Source organism: Rhodanobacter sp. UC4451_H18, from assembly GCF_052978225.1.
Map to the genome: position 1 here is coordinate 260,203 of NZ_CM129663.1, position 24,669 is coordinate 284,871.

General features: G+C 66.0%; 24 protein-coding genes. 19 read left to right on the top strand and 5 right to left on the bottom strand.

Going from position 1 to position 24,669, the window contains the following annotated elements; all coding sequences use genetic code 11:
* Positions 1-2: 2 nt before the first annotated feature.
* From ACVCMG_RS01350 to recO, 7 genes are all read left to right on the top strand, one after another.
* Positions 3-1,472, top strand: coding sequence for a Do family serine endopeptidase (locus ACVCMG_RS01350; protein ID WP_447114701.1), 1,470 nt, complete (start codon positions 3-5; stop codon positions 1,470-1,472).
* A gap of 176 nt (positions 1,473-1,648) precedes the next feature.
* Entirely contained in the window at positions 1,649-3,442 is a 1,794-nt protein-coding gene (gene lepA / locus ACVCMG_RS01355) for a translation elongation factor 4 (protein ID WP_395118829.1), read from the top strand.
* A gap of 103 nt (positions 3,443-3,545) precedes the next feature.
* Positions 3,546-4,436, top strand: coding sequence for a signal peptidase I (gene lepB / locus ACVCMG_RS01360; protein ID WP_395118827.1), 891 nt, complete (start codon positions 3,546-3,548; stop codon positions 4,434-4,436).
* 188 nt (positions 4,437-4,624) lie between these two features.
* Positions 4,625-5,008, top strand: coding sequence for a DUF4845 domain-containing protein (locus tag ACVCMG_RS01365; RefSeq protein ID WP_395118825.1), 384 nt, complete (start codon positions 4,625-4,627; stop codon positions 5,006-5,008).
* Between the two features lie 3 nt (positions 5,009-5,011).
* Positions 5,012-5,671, top strand: coding sequence for a ribonuclease III (gene rnc, locus ACVCMG_RS01370; protein ID WP_447114702.1), 660 nt, complete (start codon positions 5,012-5,014; stop codon positions 5,669-5,671).
* A 78-nt stretch (positions 5,672-5,749) separates the two neighbouring features.
* Complete coding sequence (gene era / locus ACVCMG_RS01375; protein WP_395118821.1) at positions 5,750-6,682, top strand: GTPase Era; 933 nt, start codon at positions 5,750-5,752, stop codon at positions 6,680-6,682.
* 94 nt (positions 6,683-6,776) lie between these two features.
* A complete protein-coding gene (gene recO / locus ACVCMG_RS01380; RefSeq protein WP_447114703.1) occupies positions 6,777-7,526 on the top strand; it encodes a DNA repair protein RecO in 750 nt (249 codons plus the stop codon).
* Positions 7,527-7,696: 170 nt separating this feature from the next.
* Here recO and ACVCMG_RS01385 read toward each other — a convergent pair whose 3' ends face one another.
* On the bottom strand, positions 7,697-8,449 hold the full coding sequence (locus tag ACVCMG_RS01385; protein ID WP_447114704.1) for a response regulator: 753 nt from the start codon (positions 8,447-8,449) through the stop codon (positions 7,697-7,699).
* Between the two features lie 24 nt (positions 8,450-8,473).
* On the opposite strand from ACVCMG_RS01385, the gene ACVCMG_RS01390 reads away from it, so the two are divergent.
* The 11 genes from ACVCMG_RS01390 (at position 8,474) to ACVCMG_RS01440 (ending at position 20,053) form a co-directional block, all read left to right on the top strand.
* Entirely contained in the window at positions 8,474-10,507 is a 2,034-nt protein-coding gene (locus ACVCMG_RS01390; protein WP_447114705.1) for a hypothetical protein, read from the top strand.
* Between the two features lie 97 nt (positions 10,508-10,604).
* A complete protein-coding gene (locus ACVCMG_RS01395) occupies positions 10,605-11,213 on the top strand; it encodes a YdbL family protein (RefSeq protein WP_447114706.1) in 609 nt (202 codons plus the stop codon).
* Positions 11,214-11,361: 148 nt separating this feature from the next.
* Positions 11,362-12,699: a 23S rRNA (uracil(1939)-C(5))-methyltransferase RlmD gene (gene rlmD / locus ACVCMG_RS01400; RefSeq protein WP_447114707.1), complete on the top strand. Its 1,338-nt coding sequence runs from the start codon at positions 11,362-11,364 to the stop codon at positions 12,697-12,699.
* Between the two features lie 114 nt (positions 12,700-12,813).
* The gene (locus tag ACVCMG_RS01405) at positions 12,814-13,335 is read left to right on the top strand and encodes a CYTH domain-containing protein (RefSeq protein ID WP_447098759.1); all 522 of its coding nucleotides are present in this window, start codon (positions 12,814-12,816) and stop codon (positions 13,333-13,335) included.
* On the top strand, positions 13,329-14,342 hold the full coding sequence (nagZ, locus tag ACVCMG_RS01410; protein WP_447114708.1) for a beta-N-acetylhexosaminidase: 1,014 nt from the start codon (positions 13,329-13,331) through the stop codon (positions 14,340-14,342). Before ACVCMG_RS01405 ends, nagZ begins: the two co-directional genes overlap by 7 nt.
* The gene (locus ACVCMG_RS01415) at positions 14,339-14,902 is read left to right on the top strand and encodes a hypoxanthine-guanine phosphoribosyltransferase (protein ID WP_447114709.1); all 564 of its coding nucleotides are present in this window, start codon (positions 14,339-14,341) and stop codon (positions 14,900-14,902) included. Before nagZ ends, ACVCMG_RS01415 begins: the two co-directional genes overlap by 4 nt.
* 138 nt (positions 14,903-15,040) lie before the next feature.
* The gene (locus ACVCMG_RS01420) at positions 15,041-15,802 is read left to right on the top strand and encodes an S-methyl-5'-thioinosine phosphorylase (protein ID WP_447114710.1); all 762 of its coding nucleotides are present in this window, start codon (positions 15,041-15,043) and stop codon (positions 15,800-15,802) included.
* A 151-nt stretch (positions 15,803-15,953) separates the two neighbouring features.
* Positions 15,954-16,157 (top strand): cold-shock protein, encoded by a 204-nt coding sequence (locus ACVCMG_RS01425; protein WP_136259031.1) that lies wholly within the window; start codon positions 15,954-15,956, stop codon positions 16,155-16,157.
* Positions 16,158-16,379: 222 nt separating this feature from the next.
* Complete coding sequence (gene fabV / locus ACVCMG_RS01430; protein WP_447114711.1) at positions 16,380-17,582, top strand: enoyl-ACP reductase FabV; 1,203 nt, start codon at positions 16,380-16,382, stop codon at positions 17,580-17,582.
* 55 nt (positions 17,583-17,637) lie between these two features.
* Complete coding sequence (locus ACVCMG_RS01435; RefSeq protein ID WP_447114712.1) at positions 17,638-19,404, top strand: GmrSD restriction endonuclease domain-containing protein; 1,767 nt, start codon at positions 17,638-17,640, stop codon at positions 19,402-19,404.
* Between the two features lie 31 nt (positions 19,405-19,435).
* The gene (locus tag ACVCMG_RS01440; protein WP_447114713.1) at positions 19,436-20,053 is read left to right on the top strand and encodes a Fic/DOC family protein; all 618 of its coding nucleotides are present in this window, start codon (positions 19,436-19,438) and stop codon (positions 20,051-20,053) included.
* A gap of 6 nt (positions 20,054-20,059) precedes the next feature.
* Here the strand turns inward: ACVCMG_RS01440 and ACVCMG_RS01445 are convergent, their stop codons facing one another.
* The 3 genes from ACVCMG_RS01445 to ACVCMG_RS01455 all read right to left on the bottom strand — a co-directional run bounded on the left by ACVCMG_RS01445 (position 20,060) and on the right by ACVCMG_RS01455 (position 22,736).
* Positions 20,060-20,248 (bottom strand): hypothetical protein, encoded by a 189-nt coding sequence (locus tag ACVCMG_RS01445; protein WP_395136023.1) that lies wholly within the window; start codon positions 20,246-20,248, stop codon positions 20,060-20,062.
* Between the two features lie 210 nt (positions 20,249-20,458).
* The gene (locus ACVCMG_RS01450) at positions 20,459-20,959 is read right to left on the bottom strand and encodes a PepSY domain-containing protein (protein ID WP_395118793.1); all 501 of its coding nucleotides are present in this window, start codon (positions 20,957-20,959) and stop codon (positions 20,459-20,461) included.
* 277 nt (positions 20,960-21,236) lie between these two features.
* A complete protein-coding gene (locus tag ACVCMG_RS01455; protein ID WP_447114714.1) occupies positions 21,237-22,736 on the bottom strand; it encodes a catalase in 1,500 nt (499 codons plus the stop codon).
* Positions 22,737-22,972: 236 nt separating this feature from the next.
* Here ACVCMG_RS01455 and ACVCMG_RS01460 point away from each other — a divergent pair, with 236 nt between their 5' ends.
* Complete coding sequence (locus ACVCMG_RS01460; protein ID WP_447114715.1) at positions 22,973-24,025, top strand: NAD(P)-dependent alcohol dehydrogenase; 1,053 nt, start codon at positions 22,973-22,975, stop codon at positions 24,023-24,025.
* Between the two features lie 72 nt (positions 24,026-24,097).
* Here ACVCMG_RS01460 and ACVCMG_RS01465 read toward each other — a convergent pair whose 3' ends face one another.
* Positions 24,098-24,652: a DUF3228 family protein gene (locus ACVCMG_RS01465; RefSeq protein WP_447114716.1), complete on the bottom strand. Its 555-nt coding sequence runs from the start codon at positions 24,650-24,652 to the stop codon at positions 24,098-24,100.
* Positions 24,653-24,669: the final 17 nt, after the last annotated feature.

Consider the following 24,669-nt stretch of genomic DNA (forward strand, 5'->3'; position numbering starts at 1 on the left):
TCATGAGTCATTCCATCTTGCGTACGCTGGCCTGTTGCGCCCTGCTGGGCCTGGCCGGGGTCGGCGGCGTGCAGGCCCAGCCGGCGGCTGCCGCGGCGCTGCCGGATTTCACCGGCATCGTGCAGCAGAACGCCCCCGCGGTAGTGCACGTGGAGGCCCGGTACACCGGCGAACCGAATCGCTCGATGCGCGTGCAGGGCCAGATGGGACCGGGGCAGGGCATGCCCAACGACCCGGGCGCCGAGATCCTGCGGCGCTTCTTCGGCATGCCGATGATGCCCTCGCCCGAGGAGCAGCGGCATACCTCGCTGGGTTCGGGTTTCATCATCTCCAGCGACGGTTACATCCTCACCAACAACCACGTGGTCGACCATGCGGACAAAGTCACCGTGCGCCTGCAGGATCGCCGCACGCTGACCGCCAAGGTGGTCGGCACCGACCCGACCTATGACATCGCCCTGCTCAAGGTCGATGCCGGCGGTGCGCTGCCGACGGTGACCATCGGCAATTCGCGCAGCCTGAAACCGGGCCAGTGGGTGCTCGCGATCGGCTCGCCGTTCGGCTTCGACTACACCGTGACCCAGGGCATCGTCAGCGCGGTGGGCCGCAACCTGGGCCAGCGCGACCAGCCATATACCTCCTTCATCCAGACCGACGTGCCGATCAACCGCGGCAACTCCGGCGGCCCGCTGTTCAACCTGCAGGGCCAGGTGGTCGGCATCAATTCGCAGATCTATTCCAACACCGGCGACTATCTCGGCGTGTCGTTCTCGATCCCGATCGACGTGGCAATGAACGCGGTGCAGCAGCTCAAGACCAAGGGCTACGTCTCGCGCGGCCTGCTCGGCGTGACTGTGCAGCCGGTCAGCGACGACATCGTCAAGGCGTTCAAGCTCGACAACGGCGTCGGCGCGGCCGTGGTCGACGTGGACCCGGACAGCGGTGCCGGCAAGGCCGGCCTCCAGGCCGGCGACATCATCCTGGCCTACGACAACCACGACCTGCAGCAGGCCGCCGACCTGCCGCCGCTGGTGGGCATGACCAAGCCGGGCAGCAAGGTGCCGGTAGAGATCCTGCGCAACGGCAAGAAGCAGACCGTGCAGGTGACCATCGGCGAGGCCAAGCGCGACGGCAATGCCGTGGACAACCGCAGCGCCGGCTCGCCCACTGCGCGCAGCGGTTCGGCCGCGCTGGGGTTGAGCGTGCAGTCGCTCGACAACGATACCCGCAAGCAGCTCGGGCTGAAGGACGGGCAGGGCGTGGTGATCGACGCCATCACCGGTCCGGTGGCGGCGCAGTCGGGGCTGCGCGCCGGCGACGTGATCCTGATGGTCAACCAGCGCAAGATCGGCAGCGTGGCGGAGTTCGAGGCGGCCACGAAGGACGTCAAGGCGGGCAGCACGGTCCTGTTGCTGGTGCGCCGCGGCGACCAGAGCCAGTTCATCGGCCTGACCGTGCCGGACGGGAAGTAGCCGGACCTCGCCCGGCAAGGGTGCCGCCCGTCGCGGGGCGGCACCGATCCCCTCGCGGATGCCTGCCGGACGGGTGTTCCATGCGATAATGCGGGGTTGGCGTCGCCTCGGGGCGGCGCGTCGTCATGCATGGTGCGTGGCGGCGGACCCCACGACCGAAAGGCCGCTCGCGCTCCATGGAATTGATCCGCAACTTCTCCATCATTGCCCACATCGATCACGGCAAGTCCACGCTGGCCGACCGCATCATCCAGATCTGCGGCGGTCTGGCTGACCGCGAGATGGAAGCACAGGTGCTGGACAACAATCCGATCGAGCGCGAGCGCGGCATCACCATCAAGGCACAGTCGGTGTCGCTGCCCTACACCGCGCGCGACGGCAAGACCTACCAGCTCAACTTCATCGACACCCCCGGCCACGTGGATTTCTCCTACGAGGTGAGCCGTTCGCTGGCCGCGTGCGAGGGTGCGCTGCTGGTGGTCGACGCGGCACAGGGCGTCGAGGCCCAATCCGTGGCCAACTGCTACACCGCGGTGGAGATGGGCCTGGAAGTGGTGCCGGTGCTCAACAAGATCGACCTGCCCACCGCCGACGTCGAGAAGGTCAAGGGCGAGATCGAGGCGGTGATCGGCATCGACGCCACCGACGCGGTGGCGATCAGCGCCAAGACCGGGCTCAACGTGGTCGAGGTGCTGGAGGCAATCGTGGCGCGCATCCCGCCGCCCAAGCCGCGCGACACCGATCGCCTGCAGGCGCTGATCATCGACTCGTGGTTCGACAACTACCTCGGCGTGATCTCGCTGGTGCGCGTCATGCAGGGCGAGATCAAGCCCGGCGACAAGTTGCTGGTGATGTCCACCGGGCGCAGCCACGAGGTCGACGACGTCGGCGTGTTCACGCCCAAGCGCAAGAAGCTGGACAAGCTGTCGGCGGGCGAAGTGGGCTGGATCAACGCCTCGATCAAGGACGTGCACGGCGCGCCGGTGGGCGACACGCTGACCCACGCCGGCAAGCCGGCCGCGGCGCCGCTGCCGGGCTTCCAGACCATGCAGCCGCGCGTGTTCGCCGGCCTGTTCCCGGTGTCGTCGGACGACTTCCCGGCGATGCGCGAGGCGCTGGACAAGCTGCGCTTGAACGACGCCGCGCTGTTCTTCGAGCCGGAGTCCTCCGAGGCGATGGGCTTCGGCTTCCGCTGCGGCTTCCTCGGCATGCTGCACATGGAAATCGTGCAGGAGCGGCTGGAGCGCGAGTACGACCTCAACCTGATCACCACCGCACCCACGGTGGTTTACGAGGTGCTGCTCAGCGACGGCTCGATCCTGCAACTGGACAACCCGGCCAAGCTGCCGACCAACTCCAGCCTGATCCAGGAAATCCGCGAGCCGATCATCGTGGCCAACATCCTCACCCCGCCGGACTACATCGGCAGCGTGATCAAGCTGTGCGAGGAAAAGCGCGGCGTGCAGCGTTCGATCCAGTACCTGGCCACCCAGGTGCAGATCAGCTACGAGATGCCGCTGGCCGAGGTGGTGATGGATTTCTTCGACCGGCTGAAGTCCGTTTCGCGCGGCTACGCCTCGATGGATTACCACTTCGACCGCTTCGAGGCCGGCCCGTTCGTGCGCACCGACGTGTTGATCAACGGCGAGCGCGTCGACGCGCTGAGCCTGATCGTGCACCGCAGCCACGCCGACCGCCGCGGCCGCGAACTGGTCGAGCGCATGAAGGAGCTGATTCCGCGCCAGCAATTCGACGTGGCGATCCAGGCCGCGATCGGCGCGCAGATCATCGCCCGCTCGACGGTGAAGGCATTGCGCAAGAACGTGCTGGCCAAGTGCTACGGCGGCGACGTCAGCCGCAAGAAGAAGCTGCTGGAGAAACAGAAGGAAGGCAAAAAACGGATGAAACAGGTCGGGCGGGTCGAGATCCCCCAGGAAGCCTTCCTCGCCGTGTTGAAAGTGGATAAATAGCCGGGAATGGAGCATGGGAAACAGGGAGTCGGAAGAGCAGCGCGTTGCGGCTTTCCGGTTCGCTATCCTCTACTCCCCGTTCCCGGCTCCGAAGGAGCCCCTCATGGAATTTGATTTTGCGGCGATTCTGCTTGGCCTCACCGTGCTGTTCGGCGTGGTGTGGGGGCTGGATCGGCTGTTCCTGTACAAGAAGCGCAAGGCGCGGCTGGACGCGGCGGGCGAGGAGTATCGCGACCCGATGCCGGTGGACTGGGCGCGCTCGCTGTTCCCGGTGGTGCTGGTGGTGCTGCTGCTGCGGTCGTTCGTGGCCGAGCCGTTCCGCATCCCGTCCGGCTCGATGATGCCGACGCTGGACGTGGGCGATTTCATCTTGGTCAACAAGTTCGCCTATGGCCTGCGCCTGCCGGCGTTCAACAACAAGATCCTCGACCTGGGCGAACCCGAGCGCGGCGACGTGGTGGTGTTCCGCTGGCCCGGCTTCACCTGCCATCGCGACGACGGCACGGTAGTGCACGGCGGCAATGCGGACTGCAGCGTTCCGGTGCCGAACCAGAACTGGATCAAGCGCGTGATCGGCCTGCCCGGCGACACCATCCAGATCCGCGACAGCGAGATCGTGATCAACGGCAAGCCGGTGCCGGCCGAGAAGATCGGCCCGTTCAAGGGCAACCACGCGCGCCCGGCGGACGAGGAACTGCTCGCCTACGGCGCCACCATCTGGAAAGAGCACCTGGGCAAGGTGACCCACCTGATCGCGCGCATGCCCGACCGCATGCCCACGCCGCCGGTGCCCAACGCGAACATGCCTGCGGTGGTGCCCGACAACTGCTATCTGGTGATGGGCGACGACCGCGAAAACAGTGAAGACAGCCGCTGGTGGGGCTGCATGCCGGAGCAGAACCTGGCCGGCAAGGCATTCCTGATCTGGATGAGCTGGAAGGGCTGGGGCACCGGCGGCGTGGATTTCTCGCGCATCGGCACGGTCATCCACTGACGCATCCTCCGGCCAGGCGCGCGACCGCGAAAACGTGATGCGATCGTGCCGCCCGCTCCCCGCCTGCGGCCAACAAGTGCGAGAATCCGCAGGCGCCATCGGCCCCGGCCGGGCCGGTGCGGCGGGTGCGGGCGACACCGGGACATCCACAGATCGGACGGCCGCCCAGGCGGCATAGCGAGGGGACTATGAAATCGAAACAGTCGGGCATCACCCTGATCGGCTTCCTGCTCATCATCGTGGTAGTGGGCTTCTTTGCCTACATGGCGATGAAACTGGCGCCGTCGTATTCCGAGTACATGGGCGTGACCAAGGCGATGAACCAGATCGCCACCGAAGGCACCAATGGCAAGTCGCTGGACTCGATCCGCCGCGATTTGATGTTCAAGCTCGGCTTCCAGTACGTCGACGATGCCACCGTCAAGCCGGCCAACATCACCATCAAGCGCGACGCCGGCGGCACCAGCGTGCTGACCGTGGCCTACGACAAGCAGATCCCGTTCATGTACAACATCGACTTCCTGCTGCACTTCAACAAGAGCGTGCCGCTGCAGGGCAATGTCGGCGAGTAGACGTTGAAGCTCCGTCACCGATTCAGTGATCCGGCCTGGGCGCAGTTGGCGCTGACCCACCGCAGCGCCGGCAAGCCCAACAACGAACGGCTGGAGTTCCTCGGCGATGCGCTGCTGGGCGCGATCATCGCCGAGCTGCTTTACGAGGTGCATCCCAAGGCCAGCGAAGGCGAGCTGTCGCGGCTGCGTGCGCAACTGGTCAACGGCAACGCGCTGGCCGTGGTGGCGCGCGAGCTGGAGTTGGGCGACGAGCTGAAGCTCGGCCCCGGCGAGCTCAAGAGCGGCGGCTTCCGTCGCGACTCGATCCTTGCCGATGCGTTCGAGGCGCTGGTGGCGGCGGTGTACGAGGATGCCGGTTTCGACACCTGCCGCAGCCTGGTGCGCGACCTGTTCGGCGAGCGCGTCGCCGCGCTGCGACGCTCGTCCAAGGACGCCAAGACCCGGCTGCAGGAACACCTGCAATCCGGGGGCTGGCCGCTGCCGCAGTACGAGCTGGTCGACAGCCACGGCGAGGACCACGCCAAGACCTTCGACGTGACCTGCCGCATCAGCGAACCGCTGCAGATCGTCGCCGCTGCCACGGCCGGCAGCCGCCGCGCCGCCGAACAGGATGCCGCCGAGAGCGTGCTCGGCCAGTTGCTGGAACTGGCGCGCGAATCCTGAGCCGCCGGCGCCGCGGGTTCACCGTGCGCGCGCCTTCCACGCACTACACTTGCCCACCGACTCGCCGAGCCTGCCACCATGAACGACCCCCTCGACATCGCCGACGGCAGCCTGCCGCATGAGGATTTCCGCTGCGGCACCGTGGCCCTGGCCGGACGCCCGAACGTGGGCAAGTCGACCCTGCTCAACGCGCTGATCGGCTTTCGCCTGTCCATCATCAGCCCGCGACCGCAGACCACGCGCCATCGCATTCTCGGCATCCACACCAACGAGGCCGGGCAGATCCTCTACGTGGACACCCCGGGGCTGCACCGGGGCGCCAAGCGGGCGATGAACCGCAGTCTCAACCGCGCCGCCCGCTCGGCGATCGGCGACGTGGACCTGGTGGTGCAGGTGATCGAGGCCGGTCGCTTCACCGACGAGGACGAGGCGCTGTACACCGCCCTGGTCGAGCAGTCCGCGCCGCGCCTGCTGGTGATCAACAAGGTCGATCTGAACAAGGACAAGACCGTGATGCTGCCGTTCGTGGCCGAACTGGCGCAGCACCATCAGTACGACGAGATCCATTACGTCAGCGCGTTGAAGGAACAGGGCCTGCAGGCGCTGGAGCAGGCCATCATCAAGCGCCTGCCGGTACGCGCGCCGATCTACGGCGTCGACGAGGTCACCGACCGCAGCGAACGTTTCCTCGCCGCCGAGATGGTGCGCGAACAGTTGATGCTGCGGCTGGACCAGGAGCTGCCGTACGCCACCACGGTGGAGATCGAGCAGTTCGAGGATCGGCCGGACGGCGTCGCCGAAATCCACGCCGTGATCTGGGTCGAGCGCGCCGGCCAGAAAGCCATCGTGATCGGCCAGGGCGGCGCCCAGCTCAAGGCGATCGGCTCCGGCGCCCGCCGCCACATGGAGCGCATGTTCGAGCGCAAGGTGTTCCTGCGCCTGTGGGTCAAGGTCCGCGAAGGCTGGGCCGACGACGAAAACATGCTGAAGAAATTCGGGTATACCGACTAGAGCGAGGAGTGAGAGGAGAGAAGTGAGAGAAGGCGGAAAGCGAGCGGCAGCTGCTACCTCTCTCACTTCTCGTTTCTCACTCCTGATTTTCCCCATGCGCATCGACCAGCAACCCGCCTATGTCCTGCACGCGCGGCCGTATCGCGAGACGTCGCTGTTGCTGGAGTGCCTGACCCGCGAGCATGGGCGGTTGGGTGTGGTGGCGCGGGGCGTGCGCGGTGAGCGTGCACGGTTGCGGCGTGCGCAGCTCGAACCGTTCCAGCCGCTGGCGCTGGGTCTGCTGCTGCGCGGCGAGATGGCCACGCTCACCGCCGTCGAGGCGGTCGGCACGCCGCAGCGGCTGGAAGGCGACGCGGCGCTGGCCGGGCTGTATCTCAACGAGTTGGTGGTGCGCCTGACCGGGCGGCAGGACCCGCTGGGGCCGCTGTTCGATGCCTATGCCGCAGCGCTGGCGCGGCTGGCCACGGGCGAATCGATCAGCTGGAGCCTGCGCCGCTTCGAACGCGACCTGCTGCAGGCCACCGGTTACGGCCTGCCGTTGCTGCACGAGGCAGACACCGGCGAGGTGATCGAGCCGGACGCGTGGTATCGCTACCAGGTCGAGGAAGGCGCGCGGCGTTGCGCCGCCGACGCGCCCCGCGCGATGCGCGGCGCCGACCTGCTGGCACTGGCGCGCGACCGCATGCCCGACCCGCACGGCCTGAAAGCATTGCGCGACCTGATGCGCGAAATCATCCGCTTCCACCTCGGCGGTGGCGAGTTGCGCGCGTGGCGGGTGCTGTCGATGGCGGTCTCGCGCCGCGCTCCCGCCGCGGGCAGCGACCGCGCCAAGCCGCCGGCGTGAGTCCGCGCCAGGAGCGTGGGCGGTAGAAATCTCCCGGGCTGCAAAAGCGTCTGCGTGGTCCATATTTCCGCCGCTTCCTGCCCGTAGGACCACTATGGGCCGGCGAATCGTCGAAAATCTGTCCTCACGCAGCCACTTTTTCGCCTCGAAAGTTTCTACCGCCCACGCTCCTAGCTGTCCAGCGCCTGCAGCGTCGCGGCCAGCACGCGGCGGAAGCTGGCCAAGGCGGCGGGCGCGGAGCCGTCGGGCAGGAGTTGCCGCTGCAGTCGCACCGCCTGTTCGGCCAGCGCCGTGGCACCGCAAAATCCGCATGAGGAACGCAGCCGGTGCAGCCGTTCGGCGAATGCGACGCGGTCGGCGCTGAGCTGGTCCAGTTCGCCTTGCAGCAGCGCGAGTTCCTCGCGCAGCAACAGGCGCAACGCACGCATCGTGGTGGCGTCGCCGCTGCTGCAGAGCGCCGCGCCATCGTCCAGCACGGACGACGACTCGGCTTGGATCAGCGCCAGCACGCGGCGCAGGTCGGTCAGGGTGCAGGGTTTGAGCAGGATGTCGCTGAAGCCTGCCGCCAGCAGGTCGTCGCGGTCGGCCGGCGCGATGTCCGCGCTGGTGGCCACGGCGGTGCTGTCGACGGAGGCGGAGCGGACATCGGCGCGCAGTTGCTCCAGCACGTGCAGGGCGCCGCCGCCGGGCATGCGGCAGTCGAGCAGCAACAGGTCGAACTTGCCCGCACCGGCGCGCTCCAGCGCTTCCCGGCCGCTGCCGGCGGTCTCCACCGTGGCGCCCAGCGAGCGCAGCCCGTCGCCGAGGAAGCGGCAACTGCCGGGGTCGTCATCGGCGACCAGAACGTAGGGGCGGGGTGCCTGGCGGAGGGACGAACTGCAAGATTCCGGGCGCTCGCTCAAGACGAAATCCTTGTCGTTCATCTGGATTTGGCAGAATGGCCCGAGATGCGCCCGACTTCAAGCCACATTTCGAGCCGCTTCGCGCTGTGTTGCGGCCTCCTGCTGGGTCTGCTCTGGTTCGCGCCGGCGCGGGCCGACGTGCTGCTGTCGGCCAGGTCGATCAGCATGCCGGGACTTCAACTGCAGGCGGTGACGCTGCGCCTGGGCGAGGACGGCGCCGGCGCGCTCACCGTGTCGCTGCATGCGGACAAGGCCGACCTGCCGGCCATGGGCTGGCGCCGCCTGCCGCTGGATCTTGCCGGCAGCCTGCGCCGCAACGAGCACATGGGCTGGGTGCTGGACGGCAACCTCAAGCTGGCCCGCGCGCCCGGCGGCGCGCTCGCCGATGCGCAGGTGCAGGTGCAGGTGAGCCCGGCGACCAACACCTTGCAGATCGACGTGTTGCAAGGCCAGGCCACGCTCAGCGGCGCCTTGCCGCTGGATCAGCCCACGCATGCGCAGATCCGTGTGACAAACCTGCCGGCAGGCTGGCTGCAAGGCCTGCTCGGCACCGTCTGGTCCGGCCGCACCACCGCCGGCCGGGTGGATGCCGAGCTGGCACTGGACCTGCGTGACCCGGGCCTGCGTTCCTCCGGCCAGTTCAGTCTGCACGAGGTGGGTTTCGACACGCCCAGCGGCACGCTTGCCGGGCGGGGCGTCAGCGGCAATGGCCGCTTCAACCTCGACTACGGCGATGGCCCGGCACAGATCGACCTCGATGCAGGCCTGCGCGGCGGCGAGCTGCTGCTGGGTCCGCTCTACGCCAAGCTGCCCGATCATCCCGTGCAGTTGAATCTGCATGCCAACGCTGCGGACGGCGCGGTGGAGCTGAGCCGCCTGCGTTTCACCGATGCCGATGCGCTGCAGCTCTCCGGCGCGCTGGCGTTCGATGCCAAAGGCGCGCCGAGCGCCCTGCGGCTGGACCGCCTGCACGCCAGCTTCCCGGCGGCGTACGAACGTTACGGGCGCTCCTGGCTCGACACGATGGGCCTGCAGGACCTCACGGTGGCCGGCGACATCGACGCCAGTGTCGACTGGCGTGAGGATTCCCTGCGCAGCTTCGCGTTCAAGACCGATGGGTTCGACCTGACCGACGCTGCCGGGCGCCTGGCGATCGACGGCCTGCACGGCGCGCTGGACTGGTCGGCCAAGGGCGACCGGCCCGTCACCACGCTGGGCTGGCGCGGGCTGGGTTTCTACCGGATCGAGAACGGCGCGGCCCAATCGACCTGGCGCAGCCATGACGGCATGCTGAGCCTGCAGCAGCCGCTGACGATGCCGGTGCTGGGTGGCCAGCTGCAGATCGGCCAGTTCGACTGGTCCCCCGCCGCAGCTGCCGGCCAGCGGCTGGCGACCTCGCTGGTGCTGACCGGCGTGGACATGAAGGCGTTCAGCCAGGCGATGGGCTGGCCCGCGTTCCCCGGCACGCTGGCCGGCGCGGTGCCTTCGCTGCGCTGGGTCGACGACCGGCTGGAACTCGGCGGCGGGCTCAGCGCGCACGTGTTCGACGGCTTCGTCGACATCACCCGGCTGTCCCTGCAGCAACCGTTCGGGACCAGTCCGGTGCTCAGCGCGGATATCGACCTGAAGCAGCTCGATCTCGGTGCGATCACCAGCGTGTTCGACTTCGGCAGCATCACGGGGCGGCTGGACGGGAGCATCCAGGGCCTGCGCCTGGTCGACTGGAGCCCGGTGGCGTTCAAGGCCAGCCTGCTCGCCGGCGACGGCGGACGGATCAGCCAGCGCGCGGTGAACAACCTCACCTCGGTCGGTGGCGGCGGCGTGGCTGCCGGCCTGCAGGGCGCGATGCTGAAACTGTTCAAGACGTTCGGCTACCAGCGCATCGGCCTCAATTGCACCTTGCAGGGCACCGTGTGCAAGATGAGCGGTCTGGAGCCGACCGACGGTGGCTACACTATCGTCGAAGGCAGCGGCCTGCCGCGCCTGCAGGTGATCGGCCACCAGACCGAGGTCGACTGGCCCACCCTGGTCAAGCGGCTGCAGGACGCCATCAGCGGCAGCGGGCCCGAGATTCACTGAGCGGTTGCCGATTCGACCTCCAAGCCCGGACTGGCGATCGAAAGTCACGAGAACGGGTTTTCTGCACATACTTACTTTTCAGCACCGGAGTCACGTCATGCGCAAGCTCGTCTACGTCATCCTGACCACCATGGCCGTGGCGCTGGTCGGCTGTGTCACGATCAACGTGTACTTCCCCGAAGCCGCGGCGCAGAAGGCCGCCGACCAGTTCATCGGCAGCGTGCTGGACAAGGCCGACGCCGCCGGCAAGCCGGCCGCGAAGGAGCCGCCGCCGGCGCCGAAGAGCGACGCCGGGCACCCCTCGGCCATGCTGCTCGACCTGCTGATCCCCGCCGCGCAGGCGGCCGAGACGCCGGACTTCCGCGTCCACACCAGCGCCACCGACGCCATTCATGCGCGCATGAACCAGCGCATCGGCGGCATCCTCGGCCAGCTGCTGGACAGCGGCGCGGTCGGCTTCACCCACGACGGCATGGTGGCCATGCGCGACGCGGCGAAGGTGCCGCTGAGCCAGCGCGCCCAGGCCAATGCCGCCGTGGCCGAGGAGAACCGCGACCGCGCCGCGCTGTACCGCGAGATCGCCGTCGCCAACAACCATCCGGAATGGGAGGCGCAGATCCGCACCGCCTTCGCCAAGACATGGATCGAGAAGGCGCACGCCGGCTGGTACTACCAGAACGCCGCCGGCGTCTGGCAGAAGAAATAGCTTCCGCCGCAAAGTGATCCCTACCGCGTAGGGCGGGCACTGCCCGCCGGCTCTCCGGAAGCTGGAGCGGCGGGCAGTGCCCGCCCTACGGGGGCGCGGTCCGGCCCGATCTGTGATAATTGGCGGCCAGCCCTTCTGTCTGCGCCCCATGTCACGTTCCAACTCGGTCTCGCCCACACCCTTTGAAGCACACATCACCGACCTCGGCCACGATGGCCGCGGCGTGGCGCGGATCGACGGCAAGACGGTGTTCGTCAGCGGCGCCTTGCTCGGCGAGCGGGTGATGGCGAAGCTGCGCAAGCGGCACCGGCATTTCGACGAGGCGGAAACGGTCGAGGTGATCACCGCCTCGCCGCATCGGGTCGAACCGAAATGCCGCCATTTCGCGCAGTGCAGCGGCTGCTCGCTGCAGCATCTCGATGCGCCCTCGCAGATCGCCGCCAAGCAACGCGTGCTGGCCGAAAACTTCGACCGCATCGGCAAGGTCACGCCACAAGCCTGGTTGCCGCCGCTCACCGCCGAACCATGGGGCTATCGGCGCAAGGGTCGGCTGTCGGTACGCAATGTGGCGAAGAAGGGCCGCGTGCTGGTCGGCTTCCGCGAGGAGCAGAACCCGCGCTTCGTCACCGAGATCCGGCAATGCGAAGTGATGCATCCGGCGCTCGGCCCCAAGGTCGGTTTGCTGGCCGAGCTGCTGGGCACCATGGATGCGGCCGAGGACATCCCGCAGATCGAATTCGCCGCCGGCGACGAGCTGATGGCGCTGGTGTTCCGCCACATGCAGCCGCTCAGCGAACACGACCAGGCCGCGCTGGTCGCGTTCGGCCGGCAGCACGGTTTCGCGATCTACCTGCAGCCGGGCGGCATCAGCAGCGTGCATCCGTTGTGGCCGGAAAATCCGCGGCTGGCCTTCACGATCGCCAGTGGGGACGCGCGCTTCGCCGACGTCGAGCTGGAGTTCCAGCCGCTCGATTTCGTGCAGGTCAACGCCGGCATGAATCAGTTGATGATGGCGCGCGCGATGGAGCTGCTCGACCCGCAGCCGGCCGATCGCGTGCTCGACCTGTTCTGCGGCCTCGGCAACTTCACCCTGCCGATCGCGCGGCGGGTGGCCGAGGTCGTCGGCGTGGAAGGCGAGCACGGCCTGGTCGAGCGCGCCGCGCAGAATGCCGCGCGCAACGGCATCGCCAACGCGCGCTTCCACGTCGCCAACCTGTTCGAGGACCAGCGCGCCACCGAGTGGGCGCGCCAGCCGTGGGACAAGCTGCTGCTCGATCCGCCGCGTGCGGGCGCCGACAAGGTGCTCGACTACCTGCCGCACAAGGCGACCCGACGCATCGTCTACGTCTCCTGCCATCCCGCCTCGCTGGCGCGCGACGCCGGCATCCTGGTCAACCGGCACGGCTTCAGGCTGGCCTCGGCCGGCGTGATGGACATGTTCCCGCATACCTCCCATGTCGAATCGATTGCGCTGTTCGAGCGCTGAGGAGCGAGGAGTGAATGAAGAGGAGTGAGAAGTGAGAGAAATCCAGTGCATGCTTGACGCTCTTGTTCTTGCTCTCTCTCACTTCTCACTTCTCTCCGTTCACTCCTGACTTTTATGCCCATCGAGATCGAACGCAAATTCCTGTTGGCCACCGACGAGTGGCGCGCCGCGATCGAGCGCAGCGAGCCGATCGCGCAGGGCTACCTGGTCGGTGCGCAGGCCTTGCGCGAGGGCCACGCGCGCGCCTCGGTGCGCGCGCGGCTGGCCGGTGAGCAGGCGTGGCTCAACATCAAGGCCGCCACTTCCGGCATCGCGCGGGCCGAATTCGATTACCCGATACCGCTGGCCGATGCGCGCGTCATGCTGGCCAGCCTCTGCGACGGCGTGCTGGAGAAGGTCCGCCATCATGTCCGCGTCGACGGCGTACTGTTCGAGGTCGACGAATTCGGCGGCGACAACGCCGGCCTGGTCGTCGCCGAGGTCGAATTGCCTGCAGTCGATGCCTCATTTCCGCGGCCGGCGTGGCTGGGCCGCGAGGTGAGCGCGCTGACGCGCTACTACAACGTCAACCTGATCGCGCACCCGTACCGGCAATGGTCGCCGGCCGAGCGCGCCGCCGAGGATGCCGCATGCTGATGATCGGCGTGGCCGCGCCGGAACTGGCCGAATCCGAGAAACGCTGGCTGCGCGCGCCCGACGTCGCCGGCGTGCTGCTGTTTGCGCGCAACTACCGTTCGCGCGAGCAGTTGATGGCCTTGTGCGAGGCGATCCGCGATGCCGGCGGCGAGCACCTGCTGATCGCGGTCGATCAGGAAGGCGGCCCGGTGCAACGCTTCCGCGACGGCTTCACCCGGCTGCCGCCGCTGGCGACGATCGGTGCCGTTTACGACCGCGACCCCGACGAGGCGATCCGCCTGGCCGAGGAGCACGCCTGGGTGATGGCCAGCGAACTGCGCGCCAGCGGCGTCGATTTCAGTTTCGCACCGGTGGTCGATCTCGCCCGTGGCAACGCGGCTATCGGCCTGCGTGCTTTCCACGCCGATCCCGCGGTGGCCGGCGAACTGGGCCAGGCCTACGTGCGCGGCATGCACCTGGGCGGCATGGCCGCAGTGCTCAAGCACTTCCCGGGGCATGGCTCGGTCACCGGCGACACCCACAAGGTGGCGGCGATCGACCCGCGCGGCCTGGACGAGATCCGCCGCGACGATCTGCGCCCGTTCGCCGAATGCATCGAGGCACGCGTCGAAGCGGTGATGATGGCGCACGTCATTTACCCGGCCGTGGACAGCCGTCCAGCCGGCTATTCGAAAGTCTGGATCGAGCAGGTCCTGCGCGGCGAACTGGGCTTCACCGGCGCGGTGATCAGCGACGACATCAGCATGGCCGCCGCCGGCGCGGCCGGCAGCGTGGGCGGGCGAGTGAGGGCGCACCTCGACGCCGGCTGCGACCTGGTGCTTGCCTGCTTCCCCGAGGTGGTCGAGGAGGCACTGGCCGCGCTGCCCGCCGATACCGGCGCCATGCCCGCGTCGCTCGCCACGCTGCGCGGCGCCATTGGCGCCACCTGGGCCGGCCTCGCGGACAATCCACAGCGCGACCGTTTCGTCGCCCGCATCACGGCGTTGCACGCCGAAGGAAACGCATGAACACTGCACATCCCTCCCTGGCCGATGCCCTGGCGCAGGCCGACCTGCTGTATGCCCGCGAGGCGCTGGAGCCGGTGATCGCCGACATGGGCGCACGCATCGATGCCGTGCTCGGCGGCGAGCGCGCGGTGTTCCTCACCGTGATGAACGGCGCGTTGATCTTCGCCGGCCAGCTGGCCCTGGCGATCCGCACCGACCTGGAGTTCGACTACGTGCACGCCACCCGCTACCGCGGCGAAACCACCGGCAGCACGCTGCACTGGCTGCGTGCACCCGCCGTGTCGTTGGCCGGTCGCGTGGTGCTGCTGGTCGACGACATCCTCGACGAAGGCCACACGCTGAAGGAAGTGCGCGAAGACTGCTACAAGCGCGGTGCGAAAAAAGTGCTGATCGCCAGCCTGTGCACCAAGCGCCACGACCGCCTGGTCGAAGGCATCGCCTCGGATTTCAACGGCGTGGAACTGCCCGATCGCTTCGTGTTCGGCTACGGCATGGATTACTACGAGCAGGGGCGCAACCTGCCGGGCATCTACGCGTTGAAGGCCAGGAATGGGGAATAGGGATTCGGGACCAGGGCGCACAAGTGTGGCGCTCCGAATTTGCGCTTGCGCTACCCCATCCGATCACCCTTCGACTTCGCTGCGCTCAAGGTGAACGGTGGTGAATTTCTGGCTGCAACCTGAAAACGGATCATTACGATGCCCCATCACGAAGCTACCCCCCTCGACCTCGCCGTCATCGGCGGCAGCGGCCTGTACAACTTCCCGGGCCTGGAAAATGCGGAGCGGCACACGGTGGACACGCCCTACGGCCCGGCCTCCGGCGACATCGTGGTCGGCGACTTCGCCGGCAAGCGCATCGCCTTCCTCGCCCGCCACGGCGAGAGCCACACGCTGCCGCCGCACCGCGTCAACTACCGCGCCAACGTGTGGGCGTTGCACAGCCTGGGCGCGCGGCGGGTGGTCGGCGTCAATGCAGTCGGCGGCATCCGCAGTGACATGGGCCCGCGCGTGATCGTGGTGCCCGACCAGCTGATCGACTACACCCATGGCCGCCTGACCAGTTACTGCGATGTCGAAGGCGCCGAGGTGAAACACATCGACTTCAGCGAGCCGTATGCCGGATCGTTGCGACGGCAATTGCTTGATGCGGCGCGTGCGGCCGGCGTGGCGGCCATCGACGGCGGCTGTTACGGGGCCACCCAGGGACCGCGGCTGGAAACCCGTGCCGAGATCGCCCGCATGAAGCGCGACGGTTGCGACCTGGTCGGCATGACCGGCATGCCCGAGGCCGTGCTGGCGCGCGAACTGGAGCTGGACTATGCCTGCCTGGCACTGGTGGCGAACTTTGCCGCCGGCTGCGGCGACGAGGCGGAAATCAGCATCGAGGAGATCTTCGCCCACCTCGCCGCCGCCACCGCCGACGTGCCGCGCATCCTGGCCGAGTTGCTGCGGGTCTGAGGGCATCCGGTGAATTTGTGCACGGACCGGACTTCTTCGTATTGCAATGCGGCTTCACCTCTTGCTACTTTTCCCCGGCCAGCGCGGCGAGCCGGGGGGAACAGCCGCACCAGTTCTGGCGCACCATTCCATGGATCCAGAGGTTCACGCAATGACTTTCGGTACGGTCAAATGGTTCAACGACGCCAAGGGTTTCGGTTTCATCGCACCTGAGGACGGGGGAGCGGACGTGTTCGTCCATTTTTCGGCGATCGCCAGCAAGGGCTTTCGCAGCCTGCAGGAAGGTCAGCGGGTGAAGTTCGAAGTCACCCAAGGTCCCAAGGGCGCCCAGGCCTCGGCGGTCGAAGCCGCCTGATCGGCCGACCCCGCGTCGCATGATGCAAAGGAAACCCCGCACTCGCTGCGGGGTTTCCTTTTTTGCGCGAGCCTCCAACCGGAAGCCCCATCCGTTCACCCTGAGCGTAGCCGCGCAGCGGCGAAGTCGAAGGGCCACTCCACGAGTCGAGACCCCTACGGCAGCGCATGGCCGCGTCGCTTGGTTAATATGGGGAATTGCCGAACACCCCAGGAGCTCCTCGTGATCATCAAGCCCAAAGTCCGCGGTTTCATCTGCGTCACCGCCCACCCGGTCGGCTGCGAGCGCAACGTGCTCGACCAGATCGCGATCACCCAGGCCGCCGGCCACGACAAGAGCAAAGGCCCCAAGCGCGTGCTGGTGATCGGCGCCTCCACCGGCTACGGTCTGGCCTCGCGCATCACCGCCGCGTTCGGCTACGGCGCGGCCACGCTCGGCGTGTTCTTCGAGAAGCCCAGCAGCCCGGACAAGACCGGCACCGCCGGCTGGTACAACGCCGCCGCGTTCGACAAGGCGGCCAAGGCCGCCGGTCTCTATGCGAAGTCGATCAACGGTGACGCCTTCGCCAACGAAACCCGCGCCAAGGCCATCGAGATCATCAAGAACGAGATGGGCGGCCCGATCGACCTGGTGGTCTACTCGCTGGCCTCGCCCGTGCGCAAGATGCCCGACACCGGCGAAGTCGTGCGCTCGGCGCTCAAGACCATCGGCGAGCCGTTCCACAACACCTCGGTCGACACCAACAAGGACACCGTGATCGAGGCCACTGTCGAGCCGGCCACCGAACAGGAGATCAAGGACACCGTCACCGTGATGGGCGGCGAGGACTGGGCGCTGTGGATCGACGCGCTGAGCAAGGCCGGCGTGCTCGCCGAGCAGGCCAAGACGGTGGCCTACAGCTACATCGGCACCGAGATCACCTGGCCGATGTACTGGCACGGCACCCTGGGCCAGGCCAAGCAGCACCTGGACAACACCGCGAAGCAACTGCGCAACCGCCACCCCGGCCTCGACGCCTACGTCGGCGTGATGAAGTCCGTCGTCACCCAGGCCAGCGCCGCCATCCCGGTGATCCCGCTGTACGTCTCCATCGCCTTCAAGATCATGAAGGAGAAGGGCATCCACGAAAACCCGATCGAGCAGGCCAACCGGTTGTTCCGTGATCGTCTCTACCGTGCTGATGGTGCGGCCGCGCCTACCGACGATGAAGGCCGGTTGCGCCTGGATGACTGGGAACTGCGCGACGACGTGCAGGAACCCTGCAAGACGATCTGGCCCACCGTCACCACCGAGAACCTCAAGCAGATCACCGACTACGCCGGCTACAAGCACGAGTTCCTGCAGCTGTTCGGCTTCGACCGCGACGACGTGGACTACGACGCCGAGGTGGAGGCGGATCGGCGGTTTGATTGTGTGGAGATGTGAGGACAGGAGATATCCACTTTCACAACGTTGAACTCAGTGTCAAGGAACGGACCATATGAGTGATATGAAAACCTGCTTCAAACGGGTGGACTATGACCTGTCCAACTTGTTGCATTATCTGGATATCGGCGATATTGGTCTTCCGGACATCCAACGGCCGTTCGTATGGTCCAACGCCAAGGTGCGCGACCTGTTCGATTCGATGTATCGCGGTTTCCCGGTGGGCTATTTCCTGTTCTGGGAGAACGGACAGGCCAACGGCGCCAAGCAAATCGGTGTGGGTGACAAGGTGCATACGGCGCCTTCGCGGCTGATCGTCGATGGGCAGCAGCGGCTGACTTCGTTATATGCGGTGTTTCGCGGCAAACACGTACTTGACGACGACTATCGCGAGCGCCGGATCGAGATTGCCTTCCGTCCGCGCGACGGTCGCTTTGACGTGGCGGATGCGGCGATCAAGCGTGACCCGGAATGGATTGCCAATATTTCCGAGCTTTGGGCCTCGGGCAACTCCAGCTTCAGGATGGTGAAGGATTTCCTCAACGGTTTGAGTGCCAAAACGGAACTGAGCGATGAGGAAGAAGAGCAGATCAGCCACAATCTCGACCGCTTGTTCGATCTGCAGAAGTACCCGTTCACTGCGTTGGAGATCGCCTCGACAGTGGACGAGGAGCAGGTCGCCGACATTTTTGTTCGTATCAATAGCGAGGGCGTGAAGCTCAACCAGGCAGACTTCCTGCTGACTCTGCTGTCGGTGTTTTGGGATTCGGGCAGGGCGGCATTGGAGCATTTTTGCCGTGCTTCGCGTCAGCCACCGGCGGCAGGCAGTGCGGCTTCGCCATTCAATCACTTCATTGAGCCTGATCCCGACCAGTTACTGCGTGTGTCGGTAGCGCTTGGCTTTTCGCGTGGCCGCCTGAAAAGCGTATATCAGGTGCTGCGTGGCAAGGATTTGGAGACAGGACAGTTTTCCGCCACTCGTCGGGATGCGCAGTTTCAGATTCTGCAGCAAGCACAGGCCAAGGTGCTGGATCTGACTTGTTGGCATCAGTTCCTGAGCGCATTGATTGGCGCAGGATTCCGCAGCCGCGAGATGATCTCATCGCAGATGGCATTGGTGTATGCCTATGCGTTCTATCTGATCGGCCGTACCCAGTGCAAAGTTCCCGAGCACCAGTTGCAGAAGGTGATCGGGCGTTGGTTTTATTTCGCCAGTTTGACTGGCCGTTACAGCAATTCGCCCGAAACAATCATGGACAGCGACCTCAACCGCTTGCGTGGCGTGAGTGAGGCTGAGCGATTCATTGCGATTCTCGACGATCTGATGACCAGTCAGCTTACAGGCGACTTCTGGGCGATCACTTTGCCCGCTGCGTTGAACAGCTCGTCGGCACGCAATCCGGAGCTGTTCGCCTACGTGGCTGCGCAGAATCGTTTGAACGCGCCGGTACTGTTTTCGCACAAAAAGGTTAGCGATCTGCTCGACCCGGCGCTGAAGACAAAAAAGAAGTCCCTTGAGCGGCATCATCTATTTCCTGTCGCCTGGTTGCAAAATCAGGGCGAGGAAGACCGCAAGGTCATCAATCAGATGGCGAACTACGCACTTCTGGAATGGCCGGACAACATTGATATCAGTGACAGTCCGCCGACCGATTACGTGCCACAGATCAAGGCACGTTTCAGCGGGGAGGAATGGCAGCGGATGCATGAGCTACATGCCTTGCCGATTGATTGGCCGCAGATGAATTATGCTGATTTTCTGGTGGAGCGGCGCAAGCTGATGGCCGATATTGTTCGTCGGGGCTTCGAGACATTGAGGTGACGGCCTGGGTCGCGGCAGGGGACGCGTCTGCATGAGTAACCGTTACGAAGCCGGTGAGGCCCAAGGCAGCTACGAGCCTGGCTCGGACGACCGGGTCTTGCGGAACAAGCTGGGCGTGACCGATCCAGACGAGATGGACGAAGTCGAACTGCAGTTATTGGGGCAGATCTACCGGGCGGTGCTGTTGGAGGTATTGCCTGATCGACGCCTGTACGTGGCGGACTTGAAAACCTGGCATCGTCGGTGGCTCGGCAATGTATATGACTGGGCCGGCATGGAGCGCTCGGTCAACATGGGCAAGGGCGATTTCCATTTTGCCGCGGCAACGCAGGTTCCCCGTCTGTTGACGGTGTTTGAACACGGTTGTCTTGCACGTTTCACGCCTTGCCATGACATTGATGATGCTTCTTTGATCGAAGCGATCGCCATGACCCACGTAGAACTCATCCTGATTCACCCATTTCGCGAGGGGAATGGGCGGCTGTCGCGCCTAACGGCCGACGTCATGGTGGTACAGGCGGGGCGCGGGCCACTCGACTACAGCGCGTGGGAGGCAGACAAGGCAGCGTATTTCGGCGCCATTCGAGCCGGCATGGCGAACGACTACCGGCCGATGCAGCGATTGGTTGAAGCGGCCCTGGTGAACTGAGAGGAGTCAGCTTGCCAGTGCGATTCCGCGAAGCTTGGGGTTCTTGCCGAGCAAGGACTCTTCGACCTGGCGGATGCTCTTGCCGGTTTCGATAGCGGTGGAACTGGCCACTGCACGGACGATGGCCCGCTGGCTGGGCGCTTTGGCGGCGCGGAGCGGCTTCTTGTTGGGGATGGTCGGCTTGGCGGACTTCACGGCGACCATTATACCTTAGTAGGCCTGTGCGCAATTGGCTGAATGGCGCCGACCCGAGTTTTCCGCCGCCGCAGGTATCGGTCTACGAAGGGCGTCAGCATTCCTGACTGGGCTTGCCGGAAGACATGGAGCATTTCGATTGAGCCGCCCCTGAAATGAAAAGCCCGATGCCATCAAGGCATCGGGTTTTCAGTGTCGGCAAACGCCATGTCAGTCGCGCGACTTGGCCACCACGCTGCCGTCGTCGGGGTCGACCAGCAGTTCGACATCGGTGCCGCGGGCGGTGTCGGCTTCGGCGCTCCACAGGCCGTGCTCGTATTCCACGTCGTGGATCTTCTCGTAGCCGGCGGCGGTGAGCTTGGCCTTGATTTCGTCCTTGTTCAGCCTGGACGGGGCGTCGGTGACGTAGACCTTGCCGCTGACCGGTCCCACGGTGATCTTCGCCCACTGGTCGTTGCCGCCGCGTGCCTGGCTGCGCCACACGCCGTCCTCGAACTTGAGTCCCTTGACCTCCTTGTAGCCGGCATTGGCGATCGCGGTCTTGATGGCGTCCTCGGTCAGCGCGCCTTCCGGCGGCTGCGTGCCCCAGTGAGTGGTCGTGGTGACGATCTGCGTGGTGGTGCCGGATTGCGCGGGGGCGGGCGCCTGCTGCGCCATGGCTGCCGTGCACACGGACAGGCCGATCAACAGCGGAAGTGTGTGCTTGGTCATCAGTGACTCCTTCTTCGGTGATGTCGCCAGCCGGCCAGGACTGGCCGGGCGCCGACTCATGGGGAGTCCGATGGAAGCAGTGCCGGTGAAATGGCTGCGTGAACGTGATGAATGCTGGTTCAGCAGACAGTGCCACCGGGAAGCCGTCGCCCGTAGGAGCCCGCTCGCGGGCGATGCTGTTTTGGTTTGCGGCTGTCGAACCCCGACATCCGACAAGAGCATCGCGCGCGAGCGGGCTCCTACGGGTGTGACGGGAGTCGACAGGGTGTGAGGGCGATCAACCTTCGCCCATGCCCTCGGCCGGTTCCGATGCGCTGCCGGCACGGACCTTGTCCTCGATCTGCTGGCCGATTTTCGCGTCCACGCTCTTCCAGTAAGCAAAGGCGCGTTCCAGCACCGGGCTGCGCACGCCGCCGAGCAGGCTGCCGGCGACCTGATCGACGAACTGCGCGCGCTGGGCGTCGTTCCACACCTCGCGCACCAGGGTGCCGGCCTGGCCGAAGTCGTCGTCCTCCGCGTGCAGCGTGTATGCGCTGCGTACCATCTCGCCGTCGGCTTCCCAGCCGTTTTCGACCGGGCCGGTGTCGTCCGACCACGGGCGCCCGCCGCTGTTGGGTGCATGCACCGGGGCGTTGCCGCTGTGGTGGTAGGCCATCTGGCCGTCGAACATGTACGTGTTCACCGGCACCTTGGGCTGGTTCACCGGCAGCTGGTGGAAGTTGGTGCCGATGCGGTTGCGCTGGGCATCGGCGTAGGCGAACGCGCGGCCGAGCAGCATCTTGTCCGGCGACAGGCCGATGCCCGGCACGGTGTTGCCCGGCGAGAACGCGGCCTGCTCGATCTGCGCGAAGAAGTTTTCCGGATTGCGATTCAAGGTCATCGTGCCGACCTTGATCAGCGGGTAGTCCTTGTGCGACCAAACCTTGGTGAGGTCGAACGGATTGAAGCGATAGTCTTTCGCTTCCGCATACGGCATCACCTGCACCGACAGGTCCCACACCGGATACTCGCCGCGCTTGATCGCGTTGAACAGGTCGGCGCGATGGAAATCGGCATTCTCGCCGGCCATCGCGGCGGCTTCGGCGTTGTTGAAGAAGGCCATGCCCTGGCGGGTGTGGAAGTGGTACTTCACCCAGAATTTCTCGCCCGCCGCGTTGATCCACAGGTAGGTGTGCGAGCCGTAGCCGTTCATGTGCCGCCAGGTGCGCGGCAGGCCGCGCTCACCCATCACGTAGGTCACCTGGTGCGCGGTTTCCGGGTTGGACGTCCAGAAGTCCCATTGCATGTGGTTGTCGCGCAGGCCCGAATCCGGCAGGCGCTTCTGGCTGCGGATGAAGTGCGGAAACTTCATCGGATCGCGCAGGAAAAACACCGGCGTGTTGTTGCCGACCAGGTTGTAATTGCCTTCGTCGGTGTAGAACTTCAGCGAGAAGCCGCGCACGTCACGCCAGGTGTCGGGGCTGCCCGATTCGCCGGCGACGGTGGAGAAGCGCGCCAGCATCTCGGTGCTCGCGCCCTTCTGGAACAGCGCCGCTTTCGTGTAGCGGGAGAGGTCCTCGGAAATCTCCAGCACGCCGAACGCGCCGGCGCCCTTGGCGTGCGGCTGGCGCTCGGGCACCTTCTCCCGGTTGAAGTGCGCCATCTGTTCGAGGAAGTGAACGTCGTGCAGCAGGATCGGGCCATTGGGGCCGATGGTCAGCGAGTTGCGGTCGCTGACGGCGGGTGCACCGGATCCGGTGGTGGAGCCGCTGCCGGGCTTGGTCGGGTCATGGGACATGGGGATTGCCTCCTTCGATGAGGGCCAGCCGGGGGGTAAGTCCATCGAGTGTGCCTCCAGGTGCGTGAACAAGCCATTCGGATTTTCCAATCGGGGCGATAGGCGGTGCCATGCCGGTCCGGAGGGCGCCTGGCGCCGGCTTTCGCGGCGGACGGATGGAGAAGATGGCCGTTGAGGAATATCGTGTAGGGCTGATCCTCCGATTCCCCATCATTCCCGAGCCCCAAGGAAATACCATGACCACCAAAGCCTACGGAGCGCACGCCGCCGACAAGCCCCTGCAACCCATCGACATCGAGCGCCGCGCACCCGGCCCGCGGGATGTGCAGATCGAGATCGCCTATTGCGGCGTCTGCCATTCCGACCTGCACACCGTGCGCTCGGAGTGGGGCGGCACACTGTTTCCCTGCGTACCCGGCCACGAAATCGTCGGCCACGTCAGCGCGGTGGGCAGCGAAGTGACCGGCTTCAAGGTCGGCGAGACGGTCGGCGTGGGTTGCATGGTCGACAGCTGCCAGCATTGCGCCGCTTGCGACGAAGGGCTTGAGCAGTACTGCGAGAACGGCTTCACCGGCACCTACAACGGATCGACGAAGGACGCGCCCGGCCACACGCTGGGCGGCTACTCGCAGCGCATCGTGGTCGACGCGAAGTTCGTGCTGAGGATCCACCATCCCGAAGAACAGTTGGCAGCGGTCGCGCCGCTGCTGTGCGCCGGCATCACCACGTACTCGCCGCTGCGGCACTGGAACGTCGGCCCCGGCAGCAAGGTCGGCGTGGTCGGCATCGGCGGGCTGGGACACATGGGCGTGAAGCTTGCCCACGCGATGGGCGCGCACGTGGTGGCGTTCACCACCTCGGACAGCAAGCGCCAGGCGGCGCTGGACCTGGGTGCGAACGAGGTGGTGGTGTCACGCAACGCCGACGAGATGAAGGCGCACGCAGTCAGCTTCGACTTCATCCTCAACACCGTGGCCGCCAGCCATTCGCTGGATGCGTACACCAGTCTGCTCAAGCGCGACGGCACCATGGTGCTGGTCGGCGTACCGTCGGACCCGCATCCGTCACCGAACATCGGCAACCTGATCTTCAAGCGTCGCGCGATCGCCGGCTCGCTGATCGGCGGCATCGCCGAGACGCAGGAGATGCTGGATTTCTGCGCGGACAAAGGCATCGTCTCCGACATCGAGATTATCGGCGCGCAGCAGATCGACGAGGCCTACGACCGCATGGTCAAGGGCGACGTGAAATACCGCTTCGTGATCGACAACAGCTCGCTGGCCAGTTGATCCGCATATGCTCCCTCCCCTGCGATGGCAGGGGAGGGCCGGGGCGAGGTCGCTCTTCGTGGCTTGCTTTGCTCAGCGCCAGTTCGCGTGCCGTTCCCAGAACGCCACGGCGCGCCGATAGGCCGCGCGATCCAGTGGCACGCCCGAGCCGCCTTCTTCCACGCCCAGCGCATTGCGCAGCATGGTGATCGGCACCATCGGGATCTCTTCGGGCTCGGCCGTGTAGAGGCAGCCGACCACGCCCCAGTCGGCGTCGATCGGCGAACCTTCCTTCGCCAGCTGTTCGCGGCTGTAGAGGATTGGCAGCAGATAGTTGGCGACCGGCGGGTCGATGCCTTCGAACCAGCGCACCAGCACCGGCAATTCGTCGGTGCTGCGCGCCTCGTAGGCCGAACGCAGCAGGTGGCGGTTGGCCTCGGTGATCGGCGTGGCGGTGCAGCGCGTGGACGTCCAGTTGCGGTGCACGTGCAGCTTGCAGAACGGCGCGTAGCCATCCAGCACCTTCAACGGCGCTTCGGCATTGAGGCGCTGCTCGAACTCCTCGGCGGTGCAATCCTGGATCGCGCTGCGGCGGCGATCGCGAGGGAACAGTCGGGTGCGGGCGAAGGGAGTGAGGACGATAGGCATGGAAGGCCGGGATTCGG

What these genes read in the sequence shown, in the direction of transcription:
- ACVCMG_RS01350 (WP_447114701.1), top strand. Translation starts at nt 3, where the DNA reads ATGAGTCATTCCATCTTGCGTACGCTGGCCTGTTGCGCCCTGCTGGGC.
- lepA (WP_395118829.1), top strand. Translation starts at nt 1,649, where the DNA reads ATGGAATTGATCCGCAACTTCTCCATCATTGCCCACATCGATCACGGC.
- lepB (WP_395118827.1), top strand. Translation starts at nt 3,546, where the DNA reads ATGGAATTTGATTTTGCGGCGATTCTGCTTGGCCTCACCGTGCTGTTC.
- ACVCMG_RS01365 (WP_395118825.1), top strand. Translation starts at nt 4,625, where the DNA reads ATGAAATCGAAACAGTCGGGCATCACCCTGATCGGCTTCCTGCTCATC.
- era (WP_395118821.1), top strand. Translation starts at nt 5,750, where the DNA reads ATGAACGACCCCCTCGACATCGCCGACGGCAGCCTGCCGCATGAGGAT.
- recO (WP_447114703.1), top strand. Translation starts at nt 6,777, where the DNA reads ATGCGCATCGACCAGCAACCCGCCTATGTCCTGCACGCGCGGCCGTAT.
- ACVCMG_RS01385 (WP_447114704.1), bottom strand. Translation starts at nt 8,449, where the DNA reads ATGAACGACAAGGATTTCGTCTTGAGCGAGCGCCCGGAATCTTGCAGT.
- ACVCMG_RS01390 (WP_447114705.1), top strand. Translation starts at nt 8,474, where the DNA reads ATGCGCCCGACTTCAAGCCACATTTCGAGCCGCTTCGCGCTGTGTTGC.
- ACVCMG_RS01395 (WP_447114706.1), top strand. Translation starts at nt 10,605, where the DNA reads ATGCGCAAGCTCGTCTACGTCATCCTGACCACCATGGCCGTGGCGCTG.
- rlmD (WP_447114707.1), top strand. Translation starts at nt 11,362, where the DNA reads ATGTCACGTTCCAACTCGGTCTCGCCCACACCCTTTGAAGCACACATC.
- ACVCMG_RS01405 (WP_447098759.1), top strand. Translation starts at nt 12,814, where the DNA reads ATGCCCATCGAGATCGAACGCAAATTCCTGTTGGCCACCGACGAGTGG.
- nagZ (WP_447114708.1), top strand. Translation starts at nt 13,329, where the DNA reads ATGCTGATGATCGGCGTGGCCGCGCCGGAACTGGCCGAATCCGAGAAA.
- ACVCMG_RS01415 (WP_447114709.1), top strand. Translation starts at nt 14,339, where the DNA reads ATGAACACTGCACATCCCTCCCTGGCCGATGCCCTGGCGCAGGCCGAC.
- ACVCMG_RS01420 (WP_447114710.1), top strand. Translation starts at nt 15,041, where the DNA reads ATGCCCCATCACGAAGCTACCCCCCTCGACCTCGCCGTCATCGGCGGC.
- ACVCMG_RS01425 (WP_136259031.1), top strand. Translation starts at nt 15,954, where the DNA reads ATGACTTTCGGTACGGTCAAATGGTTCAACGACGCCAAGGGTTTCGGT.
- ACVCMG_RS01435 (WP_447114712.1), top strand. Translation starts at nt 17,638, where the DNA reads ATGAGTGATATGAAAACCTGCTTCAAACGGGTGGACTATGACCTGTCC.
- ACVCMG_RS01440 (WP_447114713.1), top strand. Translation starts at nt 19,436, where the DNA reads ATGAGTAACCGTTACGAAGCCGGTGAGGCCCAAGGCAGCTACGAGCCT.
- ACVCMG_RS01450 (WP_395118793.1), bottom strand. Translation starts at nt 20,959, where the DNA reads ATGACCAAGCACACACTTCCGCTGTTGATCGGCCTGTCCGTGTGCACG.
- ACVCMG_RS01455 (WP_447114714.1), bottom strand. Translation starts at nt 22,736, where the DNA reads ATGTCCCATGACCCGACCAAGCCCGGCAGCGGCTCCACCACCGGATCC.
- ACVCMG_RS01460 (WP_447114715.1), top strand. Translation starts at nt 22,973, where the DNA reads ATGACCACCAAAGCCTACGGAGCGCACGCCGCCGACAAGCCCCTGCAA.
- ACVCMG_RS01465 (WP_447114716.1), bottom strand. Translation starts at nt 24,652, where the DNA reads ATGCCTATCGTCCTCACTCCCTTCGCCCGCACCCGACTGTTCCCTCGC.